Source organism: Pseudomonas sp. LBUM1670, assembly GCF_059695695.1.
In genome coordinates this window covers 5,561,605-5,584,161 of record NZ_CP166783.1, presented here as the reverse complement: position 1 = coordinate 5,584,161, position 22,557 = coordinate 5,561,605, and the positions used below count along the sequence as shown (strand labels likewise).

Here is a 22,557-nt window from a genome sequence, read left to right as displayed (position 1 = left end):
CCTCCCTCAGACCAACTCGAGCGCGTCATTCAATGCGCGCTCCAGATCAGCCTTGTACCGCAGGTACAAATTGCTTGAACTCTGACCATCACCGAGCAGGCCCGACAGGTCCAGGTCGGTGATGTAGCAGCGATAGCGTTCGGTCTCGCGGCGCTGCTCGACGATTTCCCGGGCGACCACGCTGAACAGTTGCTCGCCATGTTCCAGCTCTGAAAATTCCCGCTGATTGCAATACAACGTGACCTGCACCTGACCTGGTGCGGCTTTGCCGACGATCGCCTGCACGTCGTAGAACGGTTTGTTGAGCGGGGTTTGTGGCGCGCTCCGGGTTTCGACCCGACGAGCTCGTCCGGGACCGGATGGCATCAGTTGGTAATACAACGTGTTCAGGCTCAATGGTGGCTGCGCGGCGTCCATCGGCAGCAAGGCATCGCGCCGGTACTGGATCGATTGCAGGAATCGCTGCAACGGCACCAGCAGGCTTTGCTCGTCGTGGAAGGTCAAACGCTGCTGCCACAAGGCATTGAATTCATCCAGCACGTACAGATCGGCCTGGTCGTCGTGAATCCGGTAGAACACCTGAATGCAGTCTGGCTGGCCCATGGGCAGAATCAGCGCCAGGTCCTGATCTTCCAGTGCCATCGGGTCCAGGTGCAGCGGGCTGTAGCTCGCCAGCTCTTCGCCCAGGTAATCGAACAGCGCCGACAGGGTAGCGAGGGCAACGTGATTGACCTGGCCCGGCACCAATTCCAGTACGTGGTAATGCTGCTGAACCTGAATCAGGTAGCGATGATTGAGTTTGCTCAGCAGCAGGTTCTGCGCGGTGTCGATCACTTCTTCGACCCGCTGGGCGATGAACTGCGCGCGGTTATGGCAGAAGCAACGCACGTGCAACGTGGGCTGTTGTGGGCTGTTCGGCAGGTTGTTGAGGTAGTCGCGCAGGCAGTCGAGCAGGGCGTGAGGACCGTCGAAGCGATTGACCAGCACTTCGTTCCAGCTGTTGAGCGTGACCTGATCAAGGGTCAGCACCAGGTTTTCCCGGACCCCGGCGTAACTCAAGGAGTCGGTGCGCTCGGTGGTCATCAGGATGTTCAGGTCGCGATGATGCTTGAGCGGATCGACACCGACGTTCACCAGAATCAGCACCTCGCTCGGGACGCTGGCGCGCAGCAGCGGATCTTCGGCGACGGTGGGCAGCGGCAGGGCGATACTCTGTTGCAGGCTGCCCAGCAGGTTGAAGAGTTCGAACTCGCTCAGGTCACTCTCGCCGGGATGCAAGGCCAGACGGGTACTGCTGTCGATCACGCCGTTGCGGTGACACCAGGTCAGCAGCTCCAGCAATTGGCGGCTGCGCTTGATCGGCGCGAAATGCTCCCATTCGAGGGCGGTCAGGCTGCCGTTGTATATGCCCCACTGGGTTTGCCCCGATTCTTTCTTGTCGGGCGCGTGCACCAGGGTCAGGGTGTCTTCGGCCAGATCCGGGGAAATGCCCGGGTTGATGAACTCGACCTTGTCCGCCTTGCGCTCGAACGTCGCGTACAGGCGTCGTCCCAGTACATTGAGGTCGCGCTTGTTGATCAGGCTGACGGTCTGTTCGCCACGGGCGAATTCGGTCAGAAAGCGGTAGCTGTAATTCAGTTCTTTAACCAACGCCCGACGCTCAGAGCTGACCTGACGGACTTTCCACTGACTGCGGCTGTCGAGCAGGGCCAGTTGACGATGATCCCAATGCCATTCGTGGGCCAGTCGCTCAAGTAACGAACGTTGCCAGCTCTGGGTGCGACTGCTGCCGGTGAGTTTGCGGTTGACCTTCAGGTACAGCGCGCGGCGCACCAGCTCCAGCCGTTCCGGCTCGCCGCGGGCGGTGAGGTATTCCTCGATGCGCCGATAGACCACGATGTACGGGTCCAACTCATCGAGGTCGAGCCGATTGGCAAACACTGCTTGCTTGAAGCGCAGGCTCAGGCATTGAACCCTGGGGTGTTCGCTGGCGTAGACCTCGGTCAGCAACAGCTTGAGCACCGACTTGTACGGTGACTCGATGCCCTTGAACAGCTGCCACAGCCCGGCACCGATGAACTCGCCGGGCGGGATGTACGCCAGATGTCCCAGGTCCAGGGTTTCGTCGGCACGGATAAAGCGCTTGGACAGCAACGTGTGGGTGTAGCGGTCGTAGGCGCTCTCTTCGTAGACCGGCACCAGCCACCAGATCGGCGTGCGTCCGGCCAGCCAGAGGGCGGTGCGGTAGAACTCGTCCAGCAACAGATAATGCTGGGTGGTGCCGCAGTCTTCCGAGCTCAGTTGATTGTCCCGCTCGCCGAGCACGAAGCGGGCCGGGTCGATCAGGAAGAAATGCGCCTCGGCACCCTGGCTCGCGGCCCAGGTTTCAAGCAACTGGCACTTTCTACGCAGCTCGTTGAGTTCGCTTTCGCTCAAGTCCGGCGCGTGGCAGACCCAGACGTCCATGTCGCTCTGCTCGGCTTGGGCGAGGGTGCCGAGGCTGCCCATCAGGAACAGGCCGTGAATCGGTCGCGGCGGATTGTTGCCGTGGCGCGGCTTATAGGAAAACGATCGGGTCAGGCGTTGGGCCTCGGCGAGGGCATTGGCGTCGGGCTCGAAGTTCGATAGCCCGGCGGGCGTGCTGCCCGAAACGTAACCCGGCAACAACGGATGATTGACGTGGAAAAACAGCGGCAGCAGGGTCAACACCCCTTGCTGGCGGCTCGACAGCCCTTCCATGGCGCGGGCCATGCGGCGCTCGTTGAGTTTTAAAAAGCGTGCGCGCAGCTGGCTGAGAACCTTGCGGTCGATCCCCTCGTCCAGATCAGGGCGGATTTCATGGGTGCGGGTCATGTCAGCTCAAACCGGCTTGCAGGGCTCGGACGTCGGAGGTCTCAGAATGGAGGGCAGTTTAGCGCCTCGGTCTCGGGACTTTTTGTTTTTTGACGTCAGATTTCTATCGCTGGGCGACAGTTCGTATCAGAGACTGCCCGCGGAAATCCCGTAGCAGGGGTTTCCGTGGGCGATGCGGTGATGCTTATGCGGTTTCTTCGACGCTGAGAATGGTAAGAACGGTTTGTACGCTTTGCGCGGCATCACGACCCAGGCTGGTCAGATAACCGCCATCGGGCTGGTCGATCAGTTCTTTTTCGTACAGGCGTCGAGCGGCAGCAATGGCTTTCGGGGCAGCGGTCTGATGAATTTTCAAACCTTCCTGGGAACTGTCCAGGTTGAAGAGTGCGAGGATTTCCAGTTCGGCAACCAACTCAGGGGTAAGCGACATAAGGACTCCAGACTTTCTAGGAATTGGACGACAGCGCCCCTAAGGTGATCCCACTCGTGCGGCATGTCCAGTGCTCGCGACAGGGTTTTTTCACCTTGGGAAGCATTCCCCGGCGGGTGGTGCGGCAGCGGGGTGCGTACCAGTGTAGTCAGGCTCTCGGGGAAGGCAGGAATGATGGGTGACAAATTGTGTTGGGAGTGCGACTGGCTGATGAGGGGGCTTCCTGTGGCGAGGGGATTTATCCCCGTTGGGTCGCGAAGCGGCCCTGAAACCTGTGATCCGATGTTTCAGATATACCGCGCTCACAGGGTTTACGCCTGCTTCGCAGCCGGACGGGGATAAATCCCCTCGCCACAGAAGCCCTTGCCACAGGTGTTGGGTTATTTCTTTTCCGGCGGCAGCTCTGGCAGCGCACGCAACGCCGCTTCGTACCATTCGGTGTTGAACGCGCGGTCTTCTTCGAGGATCGCGTCGATTTCCACCGCCAAAACGTGAGCCATCAGGTTGAGGATCTCATCACGCTCGTAACCCACCAGGGTCAGCTTGTTGAAGGTCGCCTTGGCGGCAGGCGGGTTGTCGCTTTCGATCTGGTTTTCGATGGCTTCGATCAGGGTGTTTTCGGCGAACTCTTCTTCGTCGATTTCGATATCTGTTGGCTCGCTCATGGCAGGCTCCTCAAGGAAAGGCGGCCAGTTTACCTGCATTCATTGCCATGATGCTGCTGGCGAGAATCGCCTTGGCGTTCTATAAAGCAGGCACTGCCAACCCCGCACGGCCTGGAGGCTATGTGATGCTCAAGCTTTATGGATTTTCCGTCAGCAACTACTACAACATGGTGAAACTGGCGCTGCTGGAGAAAGGGCTGCCGTTCGAAGAAGTGCCGTTTTACCCCGACACAAGCCCCGAAGCATTGGCGATCAGTCCACGTGGCAAGGTGCCGGTGCTGGGTGTCGAGCAAGGTTTCATCAACGAAACCGCGGTGATTCTCGAATACATCGAGCAGAGCCAGAAAGGCACGCCGCTGCTGCCAAGCGACCCCTTCGAGCGGGCGCAGGTCCTGGCGCTGGCCAAGGAAATCGAGCTGTACATCGAACTGCCGGCGCGCGCCTGTTACGGCGAAGCGTTTTTCGGCATGCCGGTGCCGGACGCGATCAGGGACAAGACCAAAGCCGAGTTGCTGCAGGGCTTTGCCTCGCTTGGACGGCACGGCAAATTTTCCCCTTATGTAGCGGGCGAAAGCCTGAGCCTTGCGGATTTGTATTTCCTGTACAGCGTGCCGCTGGCCCGTGCGGTGGGGCAGAAGGTGTTTGACCTGGATTTGCTGGCGGAGATGCCGGCGGCCAAGGCGCTGTTGGAACGTTTGGAGCAGAACCCGAACGTGCAGCGAATTGCGGCGGACAAGGAAGCGGCGATGCCGGCGTTTATGGCGATGGTCGCGTCCAAGAAGTGAAATCTGTAGTGTTCTGAAGTCAGCCTTCGCGAGCAAGCCCGCTCCCACATTAGATCGGTGGTGAACACACATTTTGTGAACACCATAGGCCCAATGTGGGAGCGGGCTTGCTCGCGAAGCTTTTGACGGTTTAGCGGCTGGCGAGTAGCGCCTGACCGCGAACCACAGCCTTCTTGACCTGCGCCGGCGCAGTCCCGCCGATGTGGTCACGGGCGTTCACCGAACCCTCCAGCGTCAGCACCGCGAACACGTCCTGATCGATCTGGTCGCTGAATTTGCGCAGCTCTTCCAGGCTCATTTCCGCCAGGTCCTTGCCGCTTTCCACGCCGTACTTCACGGCATGACCAACGATTTCGTGGCAATCACGGAACGGCAGGCCACGACGCACCAGATAGTCAGCGAGGTCGGTGGCGGTGGAGAAACCGCGCAGTGCCGCTTCGCGCATCATCGCGTGCTTGGGTTTGATCGCCGGGATCATGTCGGCAAAGGCCCGCAGCGAATCGCGCAGTGTGTCGGCGGCATCGAACAGCGGTTCTTTATCTTCCTGGTTGTCCTTGTTGTAGGCCAGTGGCTGGCCTTTCATCAGGGTCAGCAGGCCCATCAGCGCGCCGAAGACGCGGCCGGTCTTGCCACGCACCAGCTCCGGCACGTCCGGGTTTTTCTTTTGCGGCATGATCGAGCTGCCGGTGCAGAAACGGTCCGGCAGATCGATGAACTGGAACTGCGCGCTAGTCCACAGCACCAGCTCTTCGGAGAAGCGCGACAAGTGCATCATCGCGATGCTCGCGGCGGAGCAGAACTCGATAGCGAAGTCACGATCGGACACGTTGTCCAGCGAGTTACCGCCCACGGCGTCGAAGCCCAGCAGTTGCGCGGTGTATTCGCGGTCGATCGGGTAGGTCGTGCCCGCCAGCGCGGCACTGCCCAACGGCATGCGGTTGGTGCGCTTGCGGCAGTCGACCAGACGCTCGTAGTCGCGGCTGAGCATTTCGAACCACGCCAGCATGTGGTGACCGAATGTCACCGGCTGCGCGGTTTGCAGGTGAGTGAAGCCGGGCATGATGCTGCCGGCTTCGCGCTCGGCCTGCTCCAGCAAGCCTTTCTGCAGACGGGTGATTTCCGCCAGGATCAGGTCGATCTCGTCACGCAGCCACAGACGGATGTCGGTGGCGACCTGATCGTTACGGCTGCGGCCGGTGTGCAGCTTTTTACCGGTCACGCCGATGCGGTCGGTCAGGCGCGCTTCGATGTTCATGTGCACGTCTTCGAGGTCGATGCGCCAGTCGAACTGGCCGGCCTCGATTTCACCCTGGATGGTCTTCAGGCCATCGGTGATGCTGTCACGTTCGGCATCGGTCAGCACGCCGACCTTGGCCAGCATGGTGGCGTGGGCGATCGAGCCCATGATGTCGTGGCGATACAGGCGCTGGTCGAAGGTGACGGAGGCGGTGAAGCGGGCGACGAAGGCGTCGACGGGTTCACTGAAGCGGCCGCCCCAGGACTGATTGGTCTTGTCAGTGCTCATGAATTCGCTCGTATCGGCTGAAGAAAGATGGCGTTGAAAGCTGCCGCGGATAATAACAGGGTTGCCAATCCTGTCGCTGACACTGGTCGACACGTTTTTTTCCCCGGTCGCGGCCTATGCCCGAAGCCCGCGTGACCTGAAATGCGCAACGATATTTTTCAATTGAGCAATAACGTCCCGGCAACCGTCTACAGTTGGACAGTAGGATCAGCGCACTTCCCGGCGCTGCAGCCGACTATAAGAAGAGGGGGTGTTCGTATTGTGTATCAGCAAACCCTACGGCGATGCCTCGCCAACCGACAATCGCCCGGCAAATAAAAAATTAGCGGTCGGACGGGCGGCACTTTTTGGCCCTCGCGCTAGTCTTAGCGTGGATCGCGGTGACGGACGTCACTTCACTTGTCTACGCTATCCTTGTGCGAGACTCACGCAGGAATCCAGCGCAATATGAATGTCCTGATCGTTGATGACGAACCCCTTGCCCGCGAGCGCCTGAGCCGAATGGTCGGCGAACTTGAGGGATACAGTGTCCTGGAGCCCAGCGCCACGAACGGCGAAGAAGCGTTGGCACTGATCGACAGCCACAAGCCGGATATCGTGTTGCTCGATATCCGCATGCCGGGCCTCGATGGCCTGCAAGTGGCTGCACGGTTATGCGAACGCGAAACTCCGCCTGCCGTGGTGTTTTGCACAGGGCCCGATGAATTTGCCGTGGAAGCCTTACAGGCCAGCGCCGTAGGCTATCTGGTGAAACCTGTGCGTACAGAACAATTGCATGAAGCGTTGAAAAAAGCCGAGCGGCCCAATCGTGTCCAGCTTGCGGCTTTGACCCGTCCTGCCGCCGAAACCGGCAGCGGCCCGCGCAGCCATATCAGCGCGCGTACCCGTAAAGGTATTGAGCTGATCCCGTTGGGTCAGGTGGTCTACTTTATCGCCGATCATAAATACGTGACCTTGCGCCACGAAGGCGGCGAAGTGCTGCTGGACGAACCGCTCAAGGCCCTCGAGGATGAATTCGGTGACCGCTTCGTGCGCATCCACCGCAACGCCCTGGTCGCCCGCGAACGCATCGAGCGCCTGCAACGCACGCCTCTGGGACATTTTCAGCTGTTCCTCAAAGGCTTGAATGGCGATGCCCTGATCGTCAGCCGGCGTCATGTGGCCGGTGTGCGCAAAATGATGCAACAGCTTTAATTCGCCATCCACAGGCGAATTTCTCACCCGATTGCCGGACATCCGGGGCCAGGGAGGCCAGGCAATACCTGATACAAGTCAAAGTGGATTTGACTGAGCTGTTATTATCCGCCGTATCTATTCAGTACGGATTGATCCATGTCCTCTCGCGAAATCCGCATCGCCACCCGCAAAAGTGCTCTCGCCCTGTGGCAGGCCGAATACGTCAAAGCCCGTCTTGAAGCGGCCCATCCGGGTCTGCTTGTGACGCTGGTACCCATGGTCAGTCGCGGCGACAAGCTGCTGGACTCACCGCTGTCGAAAATCGGCGGCAAGGGGCTGTTCGTCAAGGAGCTGGAAACCGCGCTGCTGGAAAACGAAGCCGACATCGCCGTGCACTCGATGAAAGACGTGCCGATGGATTTCCCCGAAGGCCTCGGCCTGTTCTGCATCTGCGAGCGAGAAGACCCGCGTGATGCATTCGTCTCCAATACCTACGCCAGCCTGGATGAGTTGCCGCAAGGCAGCATCGTCGGCACTTCCAGCCTGCGCCGTCAGGCCCAGTTGCTGACCCGCCGCCCGGACCTGGAAATCCGCTTCTTGCGCGGCAACGTCAACACGCGCCTGGCCAAGCTTGATGCTGGCGAATACGACGCCATCATCCTCGCGGCTGCCGGCCTGATTCGCCTGGGCTTCGAAGATCGCATCACCTCGGCCATCAGCGTCGACGACAGCCTGCCGGCCGGTGGCCAGGGTGCCGTCGGTATCGAATGCCGCACCGCCGACGGTGAAATCCACGCCTTGCTCGCACCTCTGCACCATCAGGACACCGCCACCCGCGTGACGGCCGAACGTGCGCTTAACAAACATCTGAATGGCGGCTGCCAGGTGCCGATCGCCTGCTACGCCGTGCTGGAAGGCGAGCAGATCTGGTTGCGCGGTCTGGTGGGCGATCCGAGCGGCGGCCTGCTGCTCAGCGCCGAGGCCCGCGCGCCGCGCAGCGATGCCGAAGCCTTGGGTGTGCAAGTGGCCGAAGACCTTCTCAATCAGGGCGCCAATGACATTCTGAAAGCGGTCTACGGCGAGGCAGGTCACGAGTGACGGGCTGGCGCCTGTTGCTGACGCGTCCCGCGGATGAGTCGGCGGCGCTGAGCGTTGTTTTGGCACAAGAGGGGATTTTCAGCAGCAGTTTGCCGCTTTTGGAAATTGAACCGATTCCTGCCTCTGACACAATGCGCGAGGTGATTCAGCATCTGGATCGTTACTGCGCGGTGATCGTGGTCAGCAAGCCGGCCGCCAGACTGGCTGTGGATCTGGTCAGTCAGTATTGGCCGACGCCACCGCCTCTGAAGTGGTTCAGCGTGGGCGCGGCGACGGCGCAGATTCTCGATGATCACGGGTTGGACGTGAGTTTCCCCGACGAGGGTGATGACAGCGAAGCCTTGCTGGAACTTGCGCCGTTGCGCGAAGCTGTCGCACGGCCCGATCCACGGGTGTTGATCATGCGGGGAGAGGGCGGGCGCGAGTTGCTCGCTGAGCGTTTGCGCGAGCTTGGTGCTAGTGTCGAGTATCTGGAGCTGTACCGCCGCGACCTGCCGCAGTACCCGCCAGCAGCACTGCCTGAGCGGATCAAGGCGGAACGCTTGAACGGGCTGGTGGTCAGCAGTGGACAGGGTTTTGAGCACCTGCATCAATTGGCCGGCGATGCCTGGCCACAGTTGGCGCAGTTGCCGTTGTTTGTTCCAAGCCCGAGGGTCGCCGAGCTGGCACGTGCCGCCGGGGCCCAAACAGTTGTGGATTGTCGTGGCGCCAGTGCCGCGGCTTTGCTGACGGCGTTACGGGAGCATCCCGAACCCGTTCTCTAATGCAAAGGATGGATACGTGAACGAAACAGCCTTGCCTAAAGATGACGTGCAGCCAGTGCTTGATGCGCCGGTTGAAGCTCCGGTTGAAACGGCGCCACCCGCTACTGTGCAGGGCCGAGGCAATGGACTGGCAATAGTCGCGTTGCTGTTGGGCGCCGCCGGTGTGGCGGTGGGCGGTTGGGGCGTCTGGCAGGTGCGTCACCTGCAAGCCAATACGCAACAGCAGTTGAGTCAGGTGCAGGCGTTGAACGATCAGGCGCAAAACCTGAAGCTGAACGAACAGCGCCTGAGCGCGCGCCTTGAACAAATGCCTGCCGCCGAAGAGCTGGACGCTCGCAGTCGTCTGGTGATTCAACTGCAAGGCGATCAGCAGCGCTTGAATCAACGTCTGGAAACCGTCCTCGGCGCGAGCCGCAAGGATTGGCGTCTGGCCGAGGCGGAGCACTTGCTGCGCCTGGCCAGCCTGCGGCTTTCGGCGTTGCAGGACATCAGCAGCGCTCAGGCCCTGGTGCTGGGCGCCGACGAAATTCTTCGTGAGCAGAACGATCCGGGTTCCTTCGCCGCTCGCGAGCAAGTGGCGAAAACCCTGGTCGCCTTGCGTAGCACTGAACAGCCGGATCGCACCGGTCTTTTCCTGCGACTGGGGGCGTTGCGCGATCAGGTAGTCAGCCTCACCGAGCTGGCACCCGAGTACAAGGATCGCGGCGAATCCCTGCTGGGTTTGACCGCCGATGGCGACGGCGCCAGTCGTTGGGCGCAATGGTGGGATCAGATCTCGCGTTACATCCGCATCGATTTCAATGCCGATAAAAATGTGCGTCCACTGCTGGCAGGGCAGAGCCTGAGCCAGGTGCGTCTGGCCCTGAGCCTGGCGCTGGAACAGGCGCAATGGGCGGCACTCAACGGTCAGGCCGCGGTTTACACCCAGGCGCTGACCGAGGCGCGGGACGTGCTCAAAGGCAACTTCAATCCGGACAACCCGCAGAGCAAAGTGATGCTTGAGCAGGTGGGCGAGCTGAGCAAGCAGCCGGTCACTGTCGTCACGCCGGATCTGACCGGCACGCTGAGCGCGGTTCAGGGCTATCTCGAGCGACGTAATGTCAATGCCGAAGACTCGATCAAACCCATGGCCAAGCCTGCCGCAAGCACCCTGCAGGAGGCCACGCCATGAAGCGTCTCTATGTATTCGTGTTTCTGGTCATTGCCGCTGCCGCTGCTTTGGGGTTGGCGATTGCCGAGCATTCCGGCTACGTGCTGATCGCTTACAAGAGCTTCCGTTTCGAATCGAGCCTGTGGGCGACCCTGGCCTTGGTGGCGGTGTTGTGGCTGGTGTTCTGGGGCATCAAGGCGTTGGTCGAATTGGTCACGACCTCCAGTGGTGTGGTCAATCCCTGGTCGCGACGCAATCGCAGTCGTCGGGTGAGCGTGGCGATCGAACACGGTCAGCTGGATCTGGCCGAAGGCCGCTGGGCCAGCGCGCAGCGTCACCTGCATCGCGCCGCCGAAGCCGAGCGCCAGCCATTGCTTTACTACCTCGGTGCCGCCCGCGCCGCGAACGAGCAAGGCCACTACGAGGAAAGCGACAACTTGCTGGAGCGTGCGCTGGAACGCCAGCCCCAGGCCGAGTTGGCGATCGCTTTGAGCCACGCTCAATTGCAGACCGACCGTGGCGACACCGACGGCGCCCTGGTGACCTTGCAAGCCATGCATGAGCGTCACCCTCATAACGTCCAGACCTTGCGCCAGTTGCAGCGTTTGTACCAACAGCGCGGTGACTGGTCGGCCGTGATTCGCCTGCTGCCGGAGCTGCGCAAGGACAAGGTCCTGCCACCGGCCGAGCTGGCCGAACTGGAGCGCCGGGCCTGGGGGGAGAACCTGTCCCTGGCAGCGCGTCAGGAAGAGGACGGCACGGTCGGCTTGCAATCGCTCAACCACGCCTGGCAGCAACTCACCTCGGCGCAGCGCCAGGAACCGCAACTGGTGTTGGCGTATGCCGAGCAACTTCGGCAAATCGGCGCCCAGGTCGAGGCCGAAGAGGTTCTGCGAACGGCGCTCAAGCGCAACTACGACAGCCATCTGGCGCGCCTCTACGGATTGGTTCGCGGCAGTGATCCGGCACGTCAGCTGCACGCCGCCGAGGGCTGGCTGAAAAATCATCCGGCCGACCCTGGCCTGTTGCTGACCCTGGGTCGCCTGTGTTTGCAAAACAGTCTGTGGGGCAAGGCCCGGGACTATCTGGAAAGCAGCCTGCGCGTGCAGCGCAACCCGGAAGCCTGCGCGGAGCTGGCGCGATTGCTGGCGCAACTGGGCGATACCGCGCGCAGCAATCAGCTGTTTCAGGAAGGCCTCGGCTTGCTCGACGAACGCCTGTTGGCAGCGCCGTTGCCGGCGCCAGCAACCGTCTAAAAGTTAACGGCTGGTGAAACCTGTGGCGAGGGAGCTTGCTCCCGCCGGGTTGCGAAGCAACCCCTTGATTTACGATTGCTGCGCAATCGAACGGGAGCAAGCTCCCTCGCCACAAAGACGTTAATTCTTACAGTCCTGGTCTGTTGGTGACAAATTCCTACAGAGTGCTACATCTGATCCTCTCGATTCTGTCGGGAATTCCCTACACTTCTGTTGAAGTGTCCCTGCTGACCCGTCTTGTAAGGCTGGCGCGATTTCCTCTACCGTAACCACTTGTCTCTACTGGTACGGAAAAGCCATGTCGTTGGCCTGCTCACGCTCCTTGTTTTTCCTGGTTTTCGTTGCCGGCGCCCTGGCCTTGGGCATTTCCTATTACCTGGAATATGCGGTCGGCCTCCAGCCGTGCGGCATGTGCCTGTTGCAGCGGATTTGTCTGGCGTTGCTCACGGGGGCCTGCCTGACGGCTTCGGTGCATGGGCCCGGCCGTTTCGGCTCTTTCCTGTATTGGCTGCTGGGTTTGCTGTGCAGTCTGGCGGGAACAACGACAGCGTGGCGCCAGGTGTTATTGCAGGGCGATCCACAGCGACAGCTGTTTCCTTGTTCGCCCGATATGACCGACCTGCTCGCCAGCAACCCTTGGGTTTATGTGGTGCAGCACATGTTCAACGGCTCGGCGGACTGTGCACGGATTTCCTGGACGCTGTTCGACCTGAGCCTCCCTGAATGGAGTTTGCTGTTCTTTGTCGCCATGACGATCCTGAGTGTTTATCAGCTCCTGCGCCTGCTCCGGATTGCCTGTCAGCGACCGCTCAGCGGCGAGTCGTCGCACCCGGCGCTGGCGGGCGATTAAACACTTGTATGAACTTTATCTCCTGCGTACCTTGAAGCCACCGTCGCGCGGGCATAATCTGGCCCGCACGTGTCATTGGAATTATGTTGCTCGAATGACGCTCTGCCTGGCCGATGCTTGACCTTCAAGGGTGCGGCAGGTGAAGGGCAGCATGACCCACAAGGGAAGAGAGATCACCATGCTCGAAAGTTGTCAGAATGCTCAGGAACGCTGGGGTGGAGTGCATCTGCTGATCGATCGCTGGTTGCAGGAGCGTCACGAACTGGTTCGGGCCTATGATGCTCTCGGCGCCAAGCCTGAGGCTCTGGGCGAGAACCGCAAGCCATTGCAGGAATTCTGCGGCGTGCTGGTCGATTACGTGTCTGCCGGGCACTTCGAGATCTACGAACAGCTGACGGGCGAAGCCAAGGCGTTTGGCGACACTCGTGGCCTCGAGTTGGCCGAGACGATCTACCCGCGTATTGACGTCATCACCGAGAAGCTGCTCGCGTTCAATGACCTGTGCGATGAGGGCAAGTGCGTGGCAGAGAAATTCAAGGAGCTTGGCGGCCTGTTGCACGAACGCTTCGAACTGGAAGACTGCCTGATCGAAGTGCTGCACACCGCTCACAAGGAAGAGGATTCGGTTCAAGCCTGAACCGCTTCTGGTAACACTCTCAAAAACGGTGCGCTATGCGCGCCGTTTTTCGTTTCCGCTGTTCAGCTGGTGGCGCCACGCAATTCGACTTCGAATACCAGCGGCGTGAACGGCTCGATCAAGTCGCCGGCACCGTCGGCGCCATAGGCTTGGGCCGATGGAATCACCAACCGCCACTTCGCACCGACCGGCATGTTTTGCAGGGCGCTGCGCCACCCGCTGATCACACTGTCAAGACTGAACCACTGCGGCTGGCTGTTCTGATCGAACACGGTGCCGTCGGGGAGGCGACCGATGTACAGCACCTGGACTTTGCCATTCGGACCGGCTTTCGCACCGGTGCCTGGCACCAGCTCAGTCATCAAGACGCCATCGGCCAATTCACGAACGCCGGGTTTGGCTTTTTCCACGGCGAGAAAACGCTGCTCTTTTTCGAGAACGACTTCGCTCTGTGGCGCGCTTTGTTGCAACGACACCTGCGCTTCATGCTCGGTCAGAATCTGTTCGATCTGCTCATCTTTCAGAGCCAGGGGTTTGCCTCGATAGGCTTGCTGCAAACCTTCGACCAGTGCCTGAAGTTGCAGATCGGGAACCTCCTGACGCAAACGCTCGCCGAGGCTTGCGCCCAGGCTGTAAGCGAGATCGTGAGCTTCGTTTTCCTTGGTTTTTTCGGCGGCCTGGGCCATAGAAAAAAACACGCACAGCGATAAAAATAGGTAGCGCGACATCGGCACTCTCCGACCTGAGATGCGGCAGATTATGCCAGTGTGAATGCGTGCGACAGTGAACTTGTTTTGCGCAAGCCCGGAAGATTTTCGATCCGTTGCAACGCAGCGCTTTCGATACTGTCAACATGCGCTAGCGGCGGTAGCAGCAGAGGTCTAACATGAGCCGCACCCACGTCAGCCAGGAGGTAAACCATGTCGGCCACCAAGAAGCCTGTAAATACCCCGTTGCACTTACTCCAACAACTCTCGGGCAGCCTGCTCGAGCATTTGGAAACCGCTTGTTCCCAAGCCTTGGCTGATGCTGAAAAACTGCTCGCCAAACTGGAAAAGCAGCGCGGAAAAGCACAGGAGAAATTGCACAAATCCCGCACCAAATTGCAGGACGCTGCGGCGGCCGGCAAGGCCAAGGCACAAGCCAAGGCGAAGGACGGAGTGACGCAACTTGAAGACGTGCTCGATGCCCTCAAGGATCGTCAGTCCGACACCCGTGCCTACATTCTGCAACTCAAGCGCGATGCTCAAGAAAGCCTGAAACTGGCCCAGGGCGTCGGTCGTGTACAAGAGGCTGTCGGCAAGGCGTTGTCCCTGCGTTCGGCCAAGCCTGCTGCGGCTCCTGCGAGGAAAGCCGCTGCCAAACCGGCTGCGAAACCGGCCGCTAAAACCGCTGTTGCGAAACCTGCTGCTAAAACTGCGGTGAAAAAACCAGTCGCTGCCAGCGCTGCAAAACCGGCTGCGAAAACTGTAGCTGCCAAGCCTGCCGCCAAGCCGGCCGCTGCGAAAACTACGGCCGCGAAACCGGCTGCAAGAACCGCCGCTGCGAAACCTGCTGCGGCGAAAACTGCGGCTGCCAAACCCGCTGCAAGAACCGCTGCTGCGAAACCAGCTGCAAAACCTGCCGCGGCTAAAACCGCTGCCAAGCCAGCTGCAAAACCAGCGGCAAAAGCTGCAGCCAGACCGGCCGCTAAACCGGCTGCCAAAACTGCTGCTGCCAAGCCAGCCACTGCAGCCAAACCGGCCGCAGCAAAACCAGCAGCCAGACCTGCCGCTGCCAAACCGGCTGCAAAACCAGCCGCCAGGCCAGCAGCAAAACCAGCCGTGAAAAAACCGGCCACTGTTGCCAGGCCGACCTCGGCTCCTGCTGCCAAACCAGCGACGCCAGCGCCCTCCGCTTCGGCCGCTCCTGCACCAGCAGCCTCCATCTCGACAACCACCACTGCGCCAACGCCAGTAGCACCGTCGAGCACCAGCACTACCCCAACCAGCGCTTCCTAAGTGCCGGTTGCCGCGACGCGCAGCTGATGCAGCGCGTCGCGGTGCAGGTGGGCGGCCCCCGCCGTCACACCGTCCAGCCAGGCCGTTGAATCGGTCGCTCCATCCTGCGGCCAACGCTGTGCCGATCGTTCCAGTCGCAACAACAGATGCCGCTCGGCTTCCAGCTCCAGCGTTTTCACTTGTTCGCGTAACGCATTCAGTTCGGCATCCTCGGTCGCGATGACTTTCCATTGCACGCGCAAGGCGCGCAGCGGTCGAACGACCTCTGCGTCCCATGGCTCGACCACACTGCGAAGCTCCTGCAATCGTTGTTCGTTGCAGGCGACTCCCCGCTGCCCCAGCCACAATCCACACAACAACAGGCACACATTCACCCCCGCCGACTGCAACGTCAGGCACGCGGCCTCAACGCCGGGACGGGCGTAAGTGCCAAGGGAAAAGCTCCACAGGTCAGAGGACATAGTGCTACTCGCGCCAGTTGCGAGCGAAGCTGGTAGACTCCGCCGCCATTATGATTCGACTTCAGAACCTGACTTTACAGCGTGGCCCGCAACGTCTGCTAGAAGACGCCGAGCTGACCCTGCACGCCGGCCACAAAGCCGGCCTCATCGGTGCCAACGGCGCCGGCAAATCGAGCCTGTTCGCCTTGATCCGGGGCGAGCTGCACCCGGACTCGGGTGACTGCTTCCTGCCGGCCGACTGGCGCATCGCTCACATGCGCCAGGAAATCGAGACGCTCGAACGCCTGGCGGTCGACTACGTGCTCGATGGCGACCTGCGCCTGCGCGAGGTGCAACGTGACCTCGCCGCAGCCGAAGCGGCCCATGACGGCGCCGCTCAGGCCCGCCTGCACTCGGAACTCGACAGCGCCGACGGTTACACCGCCGATGCCCGCGCCCGCAAGCTGCTTGCCGGCCTCGGGTTCACCAACGAGCAGATGGATCGGCAAGTAGGCGATTTCTCCGGTGGCTGGCGGATGCGTCTGAACCTGGCGCAGGCGTTGATGTGTCCTTCGGACCTGTTGCTGCTCGACGAGCCGACCAACCACTTGGACCTCGACGCCATCATCTGGCTCGAAGAATGGCTCAAAAGCTACCCCGGCACCTTGTTGCTGATTTCCCACGACCGGGACTTCCTCGATGCCGTGGTCGATCATGTGGCCCATGTCGATCAGCGCAAGATCACCCTGTATCGCGGTGGTTACAGCGCTTTCGAACGCGCCCGCGCCGAACGTCTGGCCCAGCAGCAGCAAGCCTACGAGAAGCAGCAGGCGCAACGTGCGCACATGGAAAGCTACATCGCCCGTTTCAAGGCCCAGGCGACCAAGGCCCGTCAGGCCCAGAGCCGGATCAAGGCGCTGGAGCGGATGGAAGAGTTGTCCGCCGCTCACGTCGATTCGCCGTTCGACTTCGTCTTCCGCGAGTCGACGAAGATTTCCAGCCCGCTGATCGACCTGTCCGACGCCCGTCTGGGCTACGGCGACAAAGCCGTGCTGGAGAAGGTCAAACTGCAACTGACGCCTGGCGCGCGGATCGGTTTGCTCGGCCCCAACGGTGCCGGTAAATCGACCCTGATCAAAAACCTCGCCGGTGAACTTGAGCCGCTGGCCGGTCGACTGACCCGTGGCGAGAACACCGTCGTCGGCTACTTCGCCCAGCATCAGCTTGATTCCCTGGACTCGAAGGCCAGCCCGTTGCTGCACTTGCAGCGGCTGGCGCCGACCGAGCGCGAGCAGACCCTGCGCGATTTTCTCGGTGGCTTCGACTTCCGCGGTGCGCGTATCGACGAGCCGGTGCTGAATTTCTCCGGTGGTGAGAAGGCTCGCCTGGCCCTGGCGTTGATCGCCTGGGAACGACCGAACCTGCTGCTGCTCGACGAACCGACCAACCACCTCGACCTGGAAATGCGCCTGGCGCTGACCATGGCCCTGCAGGAATTCAGTGGTGCGGTGCTGGTGGTCTCCCACGATCGTCATTTGCTCAAAAGCACCACCGACAATTTCTATCTGGTGGCGGACGGCAAGGTCGAGGAGTTTGACGGTGACCTGGAAGACTACGCCCGTTGGCTGGTCGACTACCGTCAGCGCAATGCTCCGGTCAGCAACACGCCGGTCAATCCGGACAAGACTGACAAGAAGGCCCAGCGTCAGGCCGCCGCCGCGTTGCGTCAGCAACTGGCGCCGCACAAGCGCGAGGCTGACAAGCTCGAAGCCGAGCTGGGCAAGCTGCACGAGAAACTGGCGAAGATCGATACCAGCCTTGGCGACAGTGACATTTACGAACCGGCGCGCAAGAACGACCTGCGTGATTTGCTGGCCGAACAAGCCAGGCTGAAGGTGCGTGAAGCCGAGCTGGAAGAAGCCTGGATGGAAGCCCTGGAACTGCTCGAAAGCATGCAGGCGGAGCTGGAGACGCTGTCTTGATGGAAGCGTTCAAGCTGCCGCTGCCGGCTGTCTGGATCGAGCCGATCTGGCTCGTCGTGCAGATCCTGCTGATCTTGTTGGCGGGTTACTTCACGCAACGCTTCGTCGCCAAATGCCTCACTCGTCTGGGCGAGCGCTACCCGTTTCCACCGCAGTTGCTGATGCCGCTGCGGGGCGGTTTGCGCTGGCTGATCATGGGCAGTGCGCTGATTTTCGTACTGGAACGCATGGGCGTGTCGGCCACTGTGCTCTGGACTGCGTTGTCCGGTTTCGTTGCAGTGGCCGCGGTGGCGTTTTTTGCCATGTGGAGCGTGCTCTCAAATCTGCTCTGCGCGATTCTGATCTTTACCGTCGGGCCGTTCCGTATCGGTGACGTGGTCGAGTTGGTGGATACCACTGACAAGCCTGGCGTCAAAGGTCGGGTGGTGGCGATCAATCTGCTTTTCACCACGTTGATCGAAGCGGAAGAGCTTGGCACCGGCAGTGCGATGGTGCAGGTGCCTAATAGCTTGTTCTTTCAGCGCTCGGTTCGGCGCTGGCGCGGTAGCGATGTATTCCCTTCGAGCGGGTTCGAAAAGTAAGCCCTCTGGTGCCTGACACATCGCCTTCGCGAGCAAGCCCGCTCCCACATTGGATCTTCAGCGGACACAGAATTTGTGAACAAAGCCAATCCAGTGTGGGAGCGGGCATGCTCGCGAAGGGGCCCTCAAGGTGCAATATCCTGCAAAAAAATCGGTAGTCATCAGCTCAACGCCGCATTAGCTTAGACGTCTGTCACGAGTCTGAGTCGAGGTGTGCGATGGAGCTTCAAACATGGCTGGCGTTTTTTGCCGCCTGCTGGGTGATTAGTCTGTCTCCCGGTGCCGGCGCCATTGCGTCGATGTCCAGTGGTCTGCAATACGGTTTCTGGCGCGGTTACTGGAACGCCCTGGGCCTGCAATTGGGCCTGGCGGTGCAGATCGCGATTGTCGGCGCCGGTGTTGGCGCGATCCTCACGGCGTCGGCCAGCGCTTTTTATGCGATCAAATGGTTCGGCGTGGCGTACCTGGTTTACCTTGCGATCAAGCAATGGCGCGCGCTGCCCAGCGACATGAGCGACGACGCCGCCGTGCGTCAGATCGGCAAGCCGATGGCCCTGGTGTTCCGCGGTTTCCTGGTCAACATCAGCAACCCCAAGGCGCTGGTGTTCATGCTCGCGGTGTTGCCGCAGTTTATTGACCCGCATGCTCCGCTGCTGGCTCAGTACCTGATCATTGGCGCGACCATGGTCTGTGTTGATCTGGTTGTCATGGCCGGTTACACCGGATTGGCGTCCAAGGTGCTGCGTTTGTTGCGCACGCCCCAGCAGCAAAAACGCATGAACCGAACCTTTGCCGGGCTGTTCATTGGCGCCGCGGCGTTCATGGCGACGTTGCGTAAAGCCGGGGTGTAAACCGATCAGGCACAAAAAAGGCGACCCTTGAGGTCGCCTTTTTCATTTATGCGGATGACCTTGTGGTGAGAACCTTTGTGGCGAGGGGATTTATCCCCGTTGGGTCGCGAAGCGGCCCCAGAAGATGGGACTGCTACGCAGTCCAACGGGGATAAATCCCCTCACCACAAAAGCAGTTCACCACAGGGTTAGAGCAAGCTCTTGGATCAGTGCAGAATCACCGGCGCCGTATCCCGTGGCAGGTTGTTGCGCAACGGAGCTTGCCCCGGCTGCTCGTAACCAGCGCCACCCAGTTGTTGGCTCAACTGCGCAGCCACATCTTCACCCAGCGCCTTGGACACGTCACGAACCACCCGTGGCCGGTTCAGCGAAACCTTGATGTCCCGGCCATTCACCAGTTTGGTGTCCTGACCTTCGCCCATCGCCGTGAACGCCGAGGTGATTTCGTAAGTCCGGGTGTTGATCAGGCTGAAGTCCGCCACCAGGGTCAGGCCCAACACGGCCGAATGGCTGTCGGTGTTGGCCAGCTCGGTCACGTCGCGCGTGAAATCAATGTCCGACACGGTGCCGAACAACACGTAGTCAGCGCCTTTGAAGTTACCGGCCTTGATCCGCTTGATCACGTCATAGACGTCACCCTTGGACGCGGCGGTGTACGGCGTGCCTTGCACCAGCTGAAACATTCCGGTGCGCAGTATCTCGCCCTTGATGTCGCCGGTGAATTTACGCAATTCACCTTGCTCGATGTAGCTGTAGGTAGCCTCGATTTCGTTGTAGCTCGAAGAACCGCTGGCGCTGTAGTAACCCTCGCGATAATTGTTCTTGGCGGAAACGATGTGGATGTATTGCTCCACGCGCTCCTGGAACGCCAGGTCCGTCACCGCGACTTTCGGGGCCCCGTGCACGCTGAACGCGCAAGCCAGGGCCATCATGCCAATCCATGCGCGCATTGATTAACGCTCCGTGGTCTTGCGGATCTCTTTCTCGTCCATCCACTCGGCCAGACCGCTTTCAACGTCGATCAATTGCAGGCTGAATTTGTAGAAGACGTCCTTGTAGTCGCTGCTGCGCTTGACGATCGAGCTGATGGAACCCTCGATACGGTACTTGGCGGCGATCATGTTGCCGGTCTTGGCCACAGTGGCTTTCTTGTACAGGCCGCTCTGGTTTTGCAGTTTGAGCTGATCAACCTGGCTCTGCATTTCGGTGTTATCGCTGGCGAAGCGGGCAGTGCCGGTCTTCATCAGCTGGGTCTTGATGCTGGTGGTGATTTCGCGGGTGTCGATGTATTCGCTGGTCTTGTTCTTCACGTCGTAGACCTGAACCACCGGACGGCCCTGCAGAATGCCGGACTGGGCGAGGGAGCGGGTCATGGATTCGGCGATCATCTGCAGGTCGGTGGAGCCGAACTCGTTGGTCACGGTTTCCACTGCCTTGGTGTCGCCGTAACTGATGTTTTTGCTACCCAAAGTAGGCGAGGTATTGGCGCAACCGCTGGCCAGCAGGGCGATAACGGCGATGAACGAAAAGCGTGCAAACATGGGAATGCTCTCTAAAACTGAACGAATAGGGTGTTAAGGCGTTTTGATTTCGAGGCGGAAATCCACGGCTTTGGCGGTGGGCGCGATGGCCTGAATGAAACGGGTCTGCTCGCCGTACATCATCTGGCTTTTCCAGGTTTCTTCTTCGGCAATCGGGAAGCCTTCAGGGCCTAGCCAGGCAAAGCGGTAGTAGAAAGTCTTGTTGTTGAAGCTGGTGTTGCTCAGCTGCACATTGACCGTCATGAAGCCGTTTTCCCGGGCGACACGCATGGCGCCCACCACGATGTTCTTCAGCTTGCCCATGGCCACGACTTTGCTGGCGGCGCTGCCTGGCTCCGGTGGAGGCGGTGTGGCGCAACCGGCCAACAAAGCCAGGGCGACGACAGCGATGAGTTTGAAACGCATGTAAAGACTCCGTTCTTAAGGTTGTTTGAGGCTGGCCACGGCCGTCGGGTTGGTGCTCGGGACGACGTGGGCCGCCAGGCCGCTGGCGAACACCTGGTTGCCCACGGCACGCAGGCTGATGACCTGATAGCGTTGATCCACGGCGATCTTGACCACCGAACCACCGACCGCACTTGGCAGCGTGACCTGGTGCTCGCCTTTCTTCAGGCGCAGGCGCACCACTTGGGTGTTGTCCGGCAGGGTGCGCCACGTACGGGTATCGGCACCTTCGAGCACGGCTGAAGTGATACCGACCGCCAGGCCCGCCAGCGGATTGGTTTCGTTGATCTTCTTCTGCGCGATGCCACGGGTCACTGCGCGAACGGTGGTGCGCACAATGATGCCCGGCATGTCGTCACGCAGCGCGCGGCGGGACATGGCGGTGATGCTGTTGAGTTGCGTCAGGTTGAGCTGCTGACCGTCCACGCCGATCTGGGCGAGCGTGGCGGTGGAGGTATCAGGCTTGATGACCGGGAACGACAACGGGGTGATCACCACATTGCCGCTGATCGGCAGAGGCAGGGGCACGCGGATCGAATCCCGGGCAGGTGCCAGACCGCTTTGCACGACGATCAGGATATCGCTGTCCTCATCCTTTGCACTTTTCTTGTCGAGGTCCTTCAGCGCCTGTTCCAGCAGCGGGGTGTTCGGGCGCAGTTCGGCTGCTTTGCGATAACCCGGCGCGGCCAGGTCTTTTTCACCCAGGGCTTCGTAGACGAAACCGGCCAGGTAATGGCTGAACGCACTCTGGTAGCTGTTTTTCAGGCCGACCACTTCCGGCGCATCGAGGCTGGCGACCGGGTAACCCTGCAGGTCTTTGTATTCGGTCTTGACGCCTTCCTTTTCGGCTTCCTCTTCGCTCTTGAGGTATTCCTTGTCGCGCAGGTCGGCGATCACCGCTTCACGTTCGTGGGTTTTCTTGATCGCGGTGCGCGCGCCGTCGAAGTCGTTCACGGCCAGCAGGTTCAGGGCCATCTGCGTGGTCAGCATGACTTTTTCGTAGTCGTAGCCTTCGTAGCGACGGACCTTGTCGTTCACCAGGAAGCTGCCGAACTGAGCGAGGTACTTGCCGGTATCCAGCTTGACCGCGTCTTCCCACTTGCCGACCACCGCATCGGCGCTGCTCCAGGCGTTCTGGCTGCCGGACAAATCGCCTTTGGCGCGCAGCAGTTCACCCTTCTCGAAGTAATAGAGCAGGTCCTTGTCTTCGCCGGTGTTGTTCTTTTCCAGCAGGGTCAGCGCGGCGTCGACATTGCCCGAAGCCAGTTGCTGGTTGGTTTGAGCGAGTTCCGAATCGTAGTTGCGAAATGCCGAACAGCCGGAGAGCAAAGTGACAGCGCTGAGCGCGATCAACGTTAGGGCGCGGGAGGCCATAGATACTTCTTCCCTGAGTGTAAGCAGCCGCGCTTGCTGGTCGGGCTGTTAAGACCTATCGGCGCAGACGGGCGTCCAGCCAATTCCTCCTGAACAGGAGGAGCTTGAATGCCATGTCGCTCAATTGAAGGCGGGGCATTATAAACAGGGATAGT

At 60.4% G+C, this 22,557-nt stretch carries 22 protein-coding genes; 12 read left to right on the top strand and 10 right to left on the bottom strand.

The genetic code is table 11. From position 1 onward, the window contains the following. Nucleotides 1–6 precede the first annotated feature (6 nt). From ACA073_RS25585 to ACA073_RS25575, 3 genes are all read right to left on the bottom strand, one after another. Nucleotides 7–2,853, bottom strand: coding sequence for a class I adenylate cyclase (locus ACA073_RS25585; protein ID WP_497400439.1), 2,847 nt, complete (start codon nt 2,851–2,853; stop codon nt 7–9). 184 nt (nt 2,854–3,037) lie between these two features. Then, on the bottom strand, nt 3,038–3,283 hold the full coding sequence (locus ACA073_RS25580; RefSeq protein ID WP_462007989.1) for a TIGR02647 family protein: 246 nt from the start codon (nt 3,281–3,283) through the stop codon (nt 3,038–3,040). Nucleotides 3,284–3,663: 380 nt separating this feature from the next. Next, nucleotides 3,664–3,948 (bottom strand): hypothetical protein, encoded by a 285-nt coding sequence (locus ACA073_RS25575; protein WP_218395398.1) that lies wholly within the window; start codon nt 3,946–3,948, stop codon nt 3,664–3,666. A gap of 125 nt (nt 3,949–4,073) precedes the next feature. Here ACA073_RS25575 and ACA073_RS25570 point away from each other — a divergent pair, with 125 nt between their 5' ends. Further along, the gene (locus tag ACA073_RS25570; RefSeq protein WP_497400436.1) at nt 4,074–4,733 is read left to right on the top strand and encodes a glutathione S-transferase family protein; all 660 of its coding nucleotides are present in this window, start codon (nt 4,074–4,076) and stop codon (nt 4,731–4,733) included. Between the two features lie 130 nt (nt 4,734–4,863). Here ACA073_RS25570 and argH read toward each other — a convergent pair whose 3' ends face one another. Beyond that, on the bottom strand, nt 4,864–6,258 hold the full coding sequence (argH, locus tag ACA073_RS25565; RefSeq protein WP_497400434.1) for an argininosuccinate lyase: 1,395 nt from the start codon (nt 6,256–6,258) through the stop codon (nt 4,864–4,866). A gap of 447 nt (nt 6,259–6,705) precedes the next feature. Here argH and ACA073_RS25560 point away from each other — a divergent pair, with 447 nt between their 5' ends. The 7 genes from ACA073_RS25560 to ACA073_RS25530 all read left to right on the top strand — a co-directional run bounded on the left by ACA073_RS25560 (nt 6,706) and on the right by ACA073_RS25530 (nt 13,189). Next, nucleotides 6,706–7,452, top strand: coding sequence for a LytR/AlgR family response regulator transcription factor (locus ACA073_RS25560; RefSeq protein WP_017341431.1), 747 nt, complete (start codon nt 6,706–6,708; stop codon nt 7,450–7,452). A 138-nt stretch (nt 7,453–7,590) separates the two neighbouring features. Further along, nucleotides 7,591–8,532 carry a hydroxymethylbilane synthase gene (hemC, locus tag ACA073_RS25555; RefSeq protein ID WP_497400432.1) on the top strand — a complete coding sequence of 314 codons (942 nt, stop codon included), beginning with the start codon at nt 7,591–7,593 and terminating at the stop codon, nt 8,530–8,532. After that, the gene (locus ACA073_RS25550; protein ID WP_497400430.1) at nt 8,529–9,296 is read left to right on the top strand and encodes a uroporphyrinogen-III synthase; all 768 of its coding nucleotides are present in this window, start codon (nt 8,529–8,531) and stop codon (nt 9,294–9,296) included. The genes hemC and ACA073_RS25550 overlap by 4 nt, the downstream gene beginning before the upstream one ends. 16 nt (nt 9,297–9,312) lie before the next feature. Further along, nucleotides 9,313–10,467 carry a uroporphyrinogen-III C-methyltransferase gene (locus ACA073_RS25545; protein WP_497400428.1) on the top strand — a complete coding sequence of 385 codons (1,155 nt, stop codon included), beginning with the start codon at nt 9,313–9,315 and terminating at the stop codon, nt 10,465–10,467. Beyond that, nucleotides 10,464–11,702: a heme biosynthesis protein HemY gene (locus ACA073_RS25540; protein ID WP_497400426.1), complete on the top strand. Its 1,239-nt coding sequence runs from the start codon at nt 10,464–10,466 to the stop codon at nt 11,700–11,702. Before ACA073_RS25545 ends, ACA073_RS25540 begins: the two co-directional genes overlap by 4 nt. Nucleotides 11,703–12,000: 298 nt before the next feature. After that, on the top strand, nt 12,001–12,552 hold the full coding sequence (locus ACA073_RS25535) for a disulfide bond formation protein B (protein WP_497400424.1): 552 nt from the start codon (nt 12,001–12,003) through the stop codon (nt 12,550–12,552). 178 nt (nt 12,553–12,730) lie between these two features. Then, on the top strand, nt 12,731–13,189 hold the full coding sequence (locus tag ACA073_RS25530; RefSeq protein ID WP_046032233.1) for an Rsd/AlgQ family anti-sigma factor: 459 nt from the start codon (nt 12,731–12,733) through the stop codon (nt 13,187–13,189). Between the two features lie 62 nt (nt 13,190–13,251). Here ACA073_RS25530 and ACA073_RS25525 read toward each other — a convergent pair whose 3' ends face one another. Next, nucleotides 13,252–13,917 carry an FKBP-type peptidyl-prolyl cis-trans isomerase gene (locus ACA073_RS25525; protein WP_497400422.1) on the bottom strand — a complete coding sequence of 222 codons (666 nt, stop codon included), beginning with the start codon at nt 13,915–13,917 and terminating at the stop codon, nt 13,252–13,254. 192 nt (nt 13,918–14,109) lie between these two features. On the opposite strand from ACA073_RS25525, the gene ACA073_RS25520 reads away from it, so the two are divergent. Next, nucleotides 14,110–15,189, top strand: a complete 1,080-nt coding sequence (locus ACA073_RS25520; RefSeq protein WP_497400420.1) for an AlgP family protein — start codon at nt 14,110–14,112, stop codon at nt 15,187–15,189. Here the strand turns inward: ACA073_RS25520 and ACA073_RS25515 are convergent. Then, nucleotides 15,186–15,650 (bottom strand): TIGR02444 family protein, encoded by a 465-nt coding sequence (locus tag ACA073_RS25515; RefSeq protein ID WP_497400418.1) that lies wholly within the window; start codon nt 15,648–15,650, stop codon nt 15,186–15,188. The two genes, ACA073_RS25520 and ACA073_RS25515, sit on opposite strands and share 4 nt — an antisense overlap. A 50-nt stretch (nt 15,651–15,700) precedes the next feature. Between ACA073_RS25515 and ACA073_RS25510 the strand changes: the two genes are divergently transcribed. The 3 genes from ACA073_RS25510 (at nt 15,701) to ACA073_RS25500 (ending at nt 19,043) form a co-directional block, all read left to right on the top strand. Next, entirely contained in the window at nt 15,701–17,611 is a 1,911-nt protein-coding gene (locus ACA073_RS25510) for an ATP-binding cassette domain-containing protein (protein WP_497400416.1), read from the top strand. Continuing rightward, the gene (locus tag ACA073_RS25505) at nt 17,611–18,192 is read left to right on the top strand and encodes a mechanosensitive ion channel domain-containing protein (RefSeq protein ID WP_497400414.1); all 582 of its coding nucleotides are present in this window, start codon (nt 17,611–17,613) and stop codon (nt 18,190–18,192) included. The genes ACA073_RS25510 and ACA073_RS25505 overlap by 1 nt, the downstream gene beginning before the upstream one ends. A gap of 218 nt (nt 18,193–18,410) precedes the next feature. Further along, nucleotides 18,411–19,043 (top strand): LysE family transporter, encoded by a 633-nt coding sequence (locus ACA073_RS25500; protein ID WP_497400412.1) that lies wholly within the window; start codon nt 18,411–18,413, stop codon nt 19,041–19,043. A 206-nt stretch (nt 19,044–19,249) separates the two neighbouring features. Here the strand turns inward: ACA073_RS25500 and ACA073_RS25495 are convergent, their stop codons facing one another. The 4 genes from ACA073_RS25495 to ACA073_RS25480 are packed head-to-tail and all read right to left on the bottom strand — an operon-like array spanning nt 19,250 to nt 22,402. Continuing rightward, entirely contained in the window at nt 19,250–19,993 is a 744-nt protein-coding gene (locus tag ACA073_RS25495; protein ID WP_497400410.1) for a penicillin-binding protein activator LpoB, read from the bottom strand. A gap of 3 nt (nt 19,994–19,996) precedes the next feature. Next, nucleotides 19,997–20,584 (bottom strand): penicillin-binding protein activator LpoB, encoded by a 588-nt coding sequence (gene lpoB / locus ACA073_RS25490; protein WP_497400408.1) that lies wholly within the window; start codon nt 20,582–20,584, stop codon nt 19,997–19,999. Nucleotides 20,585–20,617: 33 nt separating this feature from the next. Continuing rightward, entirely contained in the window at nt 20,618–20,989 is a 372-nt protein-coding gene (locus ACA073_RS25485; RefSeq protein WP_497400406.1) for a YcfL family putative periplasmic lipoprotein, read from the bottom strand. A gap of 15 nt (nt 20,990–21,004) precedes the next feature. Next, a complete protein-coding gene (locus ACA073_RS25480) occupies nt 21,005–22,402 on the bottom strand; it encodes a COG3014 family protein (protein WP_497400404.1) in 1,398 nt (465 codons plus the stop codon). Between the last annotated feature and the right edge of the window lie 155 nt (nt 22,403–22,557).

What these genes read in the sequence shown, in the direction of transcription:
- lpoB (WP_497400408.1), bottom strand. Translation starts at nt 20,584, where the DNA reads ATGTTTGCACGCTTTTCGTTCATCGCCGTTATCGCCCTGCTGGCCAGC.
- ACA073_RS25505 (WP_497400414.1), top strand. Translation starts at nt 17,611, where the DNA reads ATGGAAGCGTTCAAGCTGCCGCTGCCGGCTGTCTGGATCGAGCCGATC.
- ACA073_RS25570 (WP_497400436.1), top strand. Translation starts at nt 4,074, where the DNA reads ATGCTCAAGCTTTATGGATTTTCCGTCAGCAACTACTACAACATGGTG.
- ACA073_RS25520 (WP_497400420.1), top strand. Translation starts at nt 14,110, where the DNA reads ATGTCGGCCACCAAGAAGCCTGTAAATACCCCGTTGCACTTACTCCAA.
- ACA073_RS25525 (WP_497400422.1), bottom strand. Translation starts at nt 13,917, where the DNA reads ATGTCGCGCTACCTATTTTTATCGCTGTGCGTGTTTTTTTCTATGGCC.
- ACA073_RS25510 (WP_497400416.1), top strand. Translation starts at nt 15,701, where the DNA reads ATGATTCGACTTCAGAACCTGACTTTACAGCGTGGCCCGCAACGTCTG.
- ACA073_RS25560 (WP_017341431.1), top strand. Translation starts at nt 6,706, where the DNA reads ATGAATGTCCTGATCGTTGATGACGAACCCCTTGCCCGCGAGCGCCTG.
- ACA073_RS25540 (WP_497400426.1), top strand. Translation starts at nt 10,464, where the DNA reads ATGAAGCGTCTCTATGTATTCGTGTTTCTGGTCATTGCCGCTGCCGCT.
- hemC (WP_497400432.1), top strand. Translation starts at nt 7,591, where the DNA reads ATGTCCTCTCGCGAAATCCGCATCGCCACCCGCAAAAGTGCTCTCGCC.
- ACA073_RS25535 (WP_497400424.1), top strand. Translation starts at nt 12,001, where the DNA reads ATGTCGTTGGCCTGCTCACGCTCCTTGTTTTTCCTGGTTTTCGTTGCC.
- ACA073_RS25580 (WP_462007989.1), bottom strand. Translation starts at nt 3,283, where the DNA reads ATGTCGCTTACCCCTGAGTTGGTTGCCGAACTGGAAATCCTCGCACTC.
- ACA073_RS25585 (WP_497400439.1), bottom strand. Translation starts at nt 2,853, where the DNA reads ATGACCCGCACCCATGAAATCCGCCCTGATCTGGACGAGGGGATCGAC.
- ACA073_RS25530 (WP_046032233.1), top strand. Translation starts at nt 12,731, where the DNA reads ATGCTCGAAAGTTGTCAGAATGCTCAGGAACGCTGGGGTGGAGTGCAT.
- argH (WP_497400434.1), bottom strand. Translation starts at nt 6,258, where the DNA reads ATGAGCACTGACAAGACCAATCAGTCCTGGGGCGGCCGCTTCAGTGAA.
- ACA073_RS25575 (WP_218395398.1), bottom strand. Translation starts at nt 3,948, where the DNA reads ATGAGCGAGCCAACAGATATCGAAATCGACGAAGAAGAGTTCGCCGAA.
- ACA073_RS25515 (WP_497400418.1), bottom strand. Translation starts at nt 15,650, where the DNA reads ATGTCCTCTGACCTGTGGAGCTTTTCCCTTGGCACTTACGCCCGTCCC.
- ACA073_RS25485 (WP_497400406.1), bottom strand. Translation starts at nt 20,989, where the DNA reads ATGCGTTTCAAACTCATCGCTGTCGTCGCCCTGGCTTTGTTGGCCGGT.
- ACA073_RS25480 (WP_497400404.1), bottom strand. Translation starts at nt 22,402, where the DNA reads ATGGCCTCCCGCGCCCTAACGTTGATCGCGCTCAGCGCTGTCACTTTG.
- ACA073_RS25500 (WP_497400412.1), top strand. Translation starts at nt 18,411, where the DNA reads ATGGAGCTTCAAACATGGCTGGCGTTTTTTGCCGCCTGCTGGGTGATT.
- ACA073_RS25495 (WP_497400410.1), bottom strand. Translation starts at nt 19,993, where the DNA reads ATGCGCGCATGGATTGGCATGATGGCCCTGGCTTGCGCGTTCAGCGTG.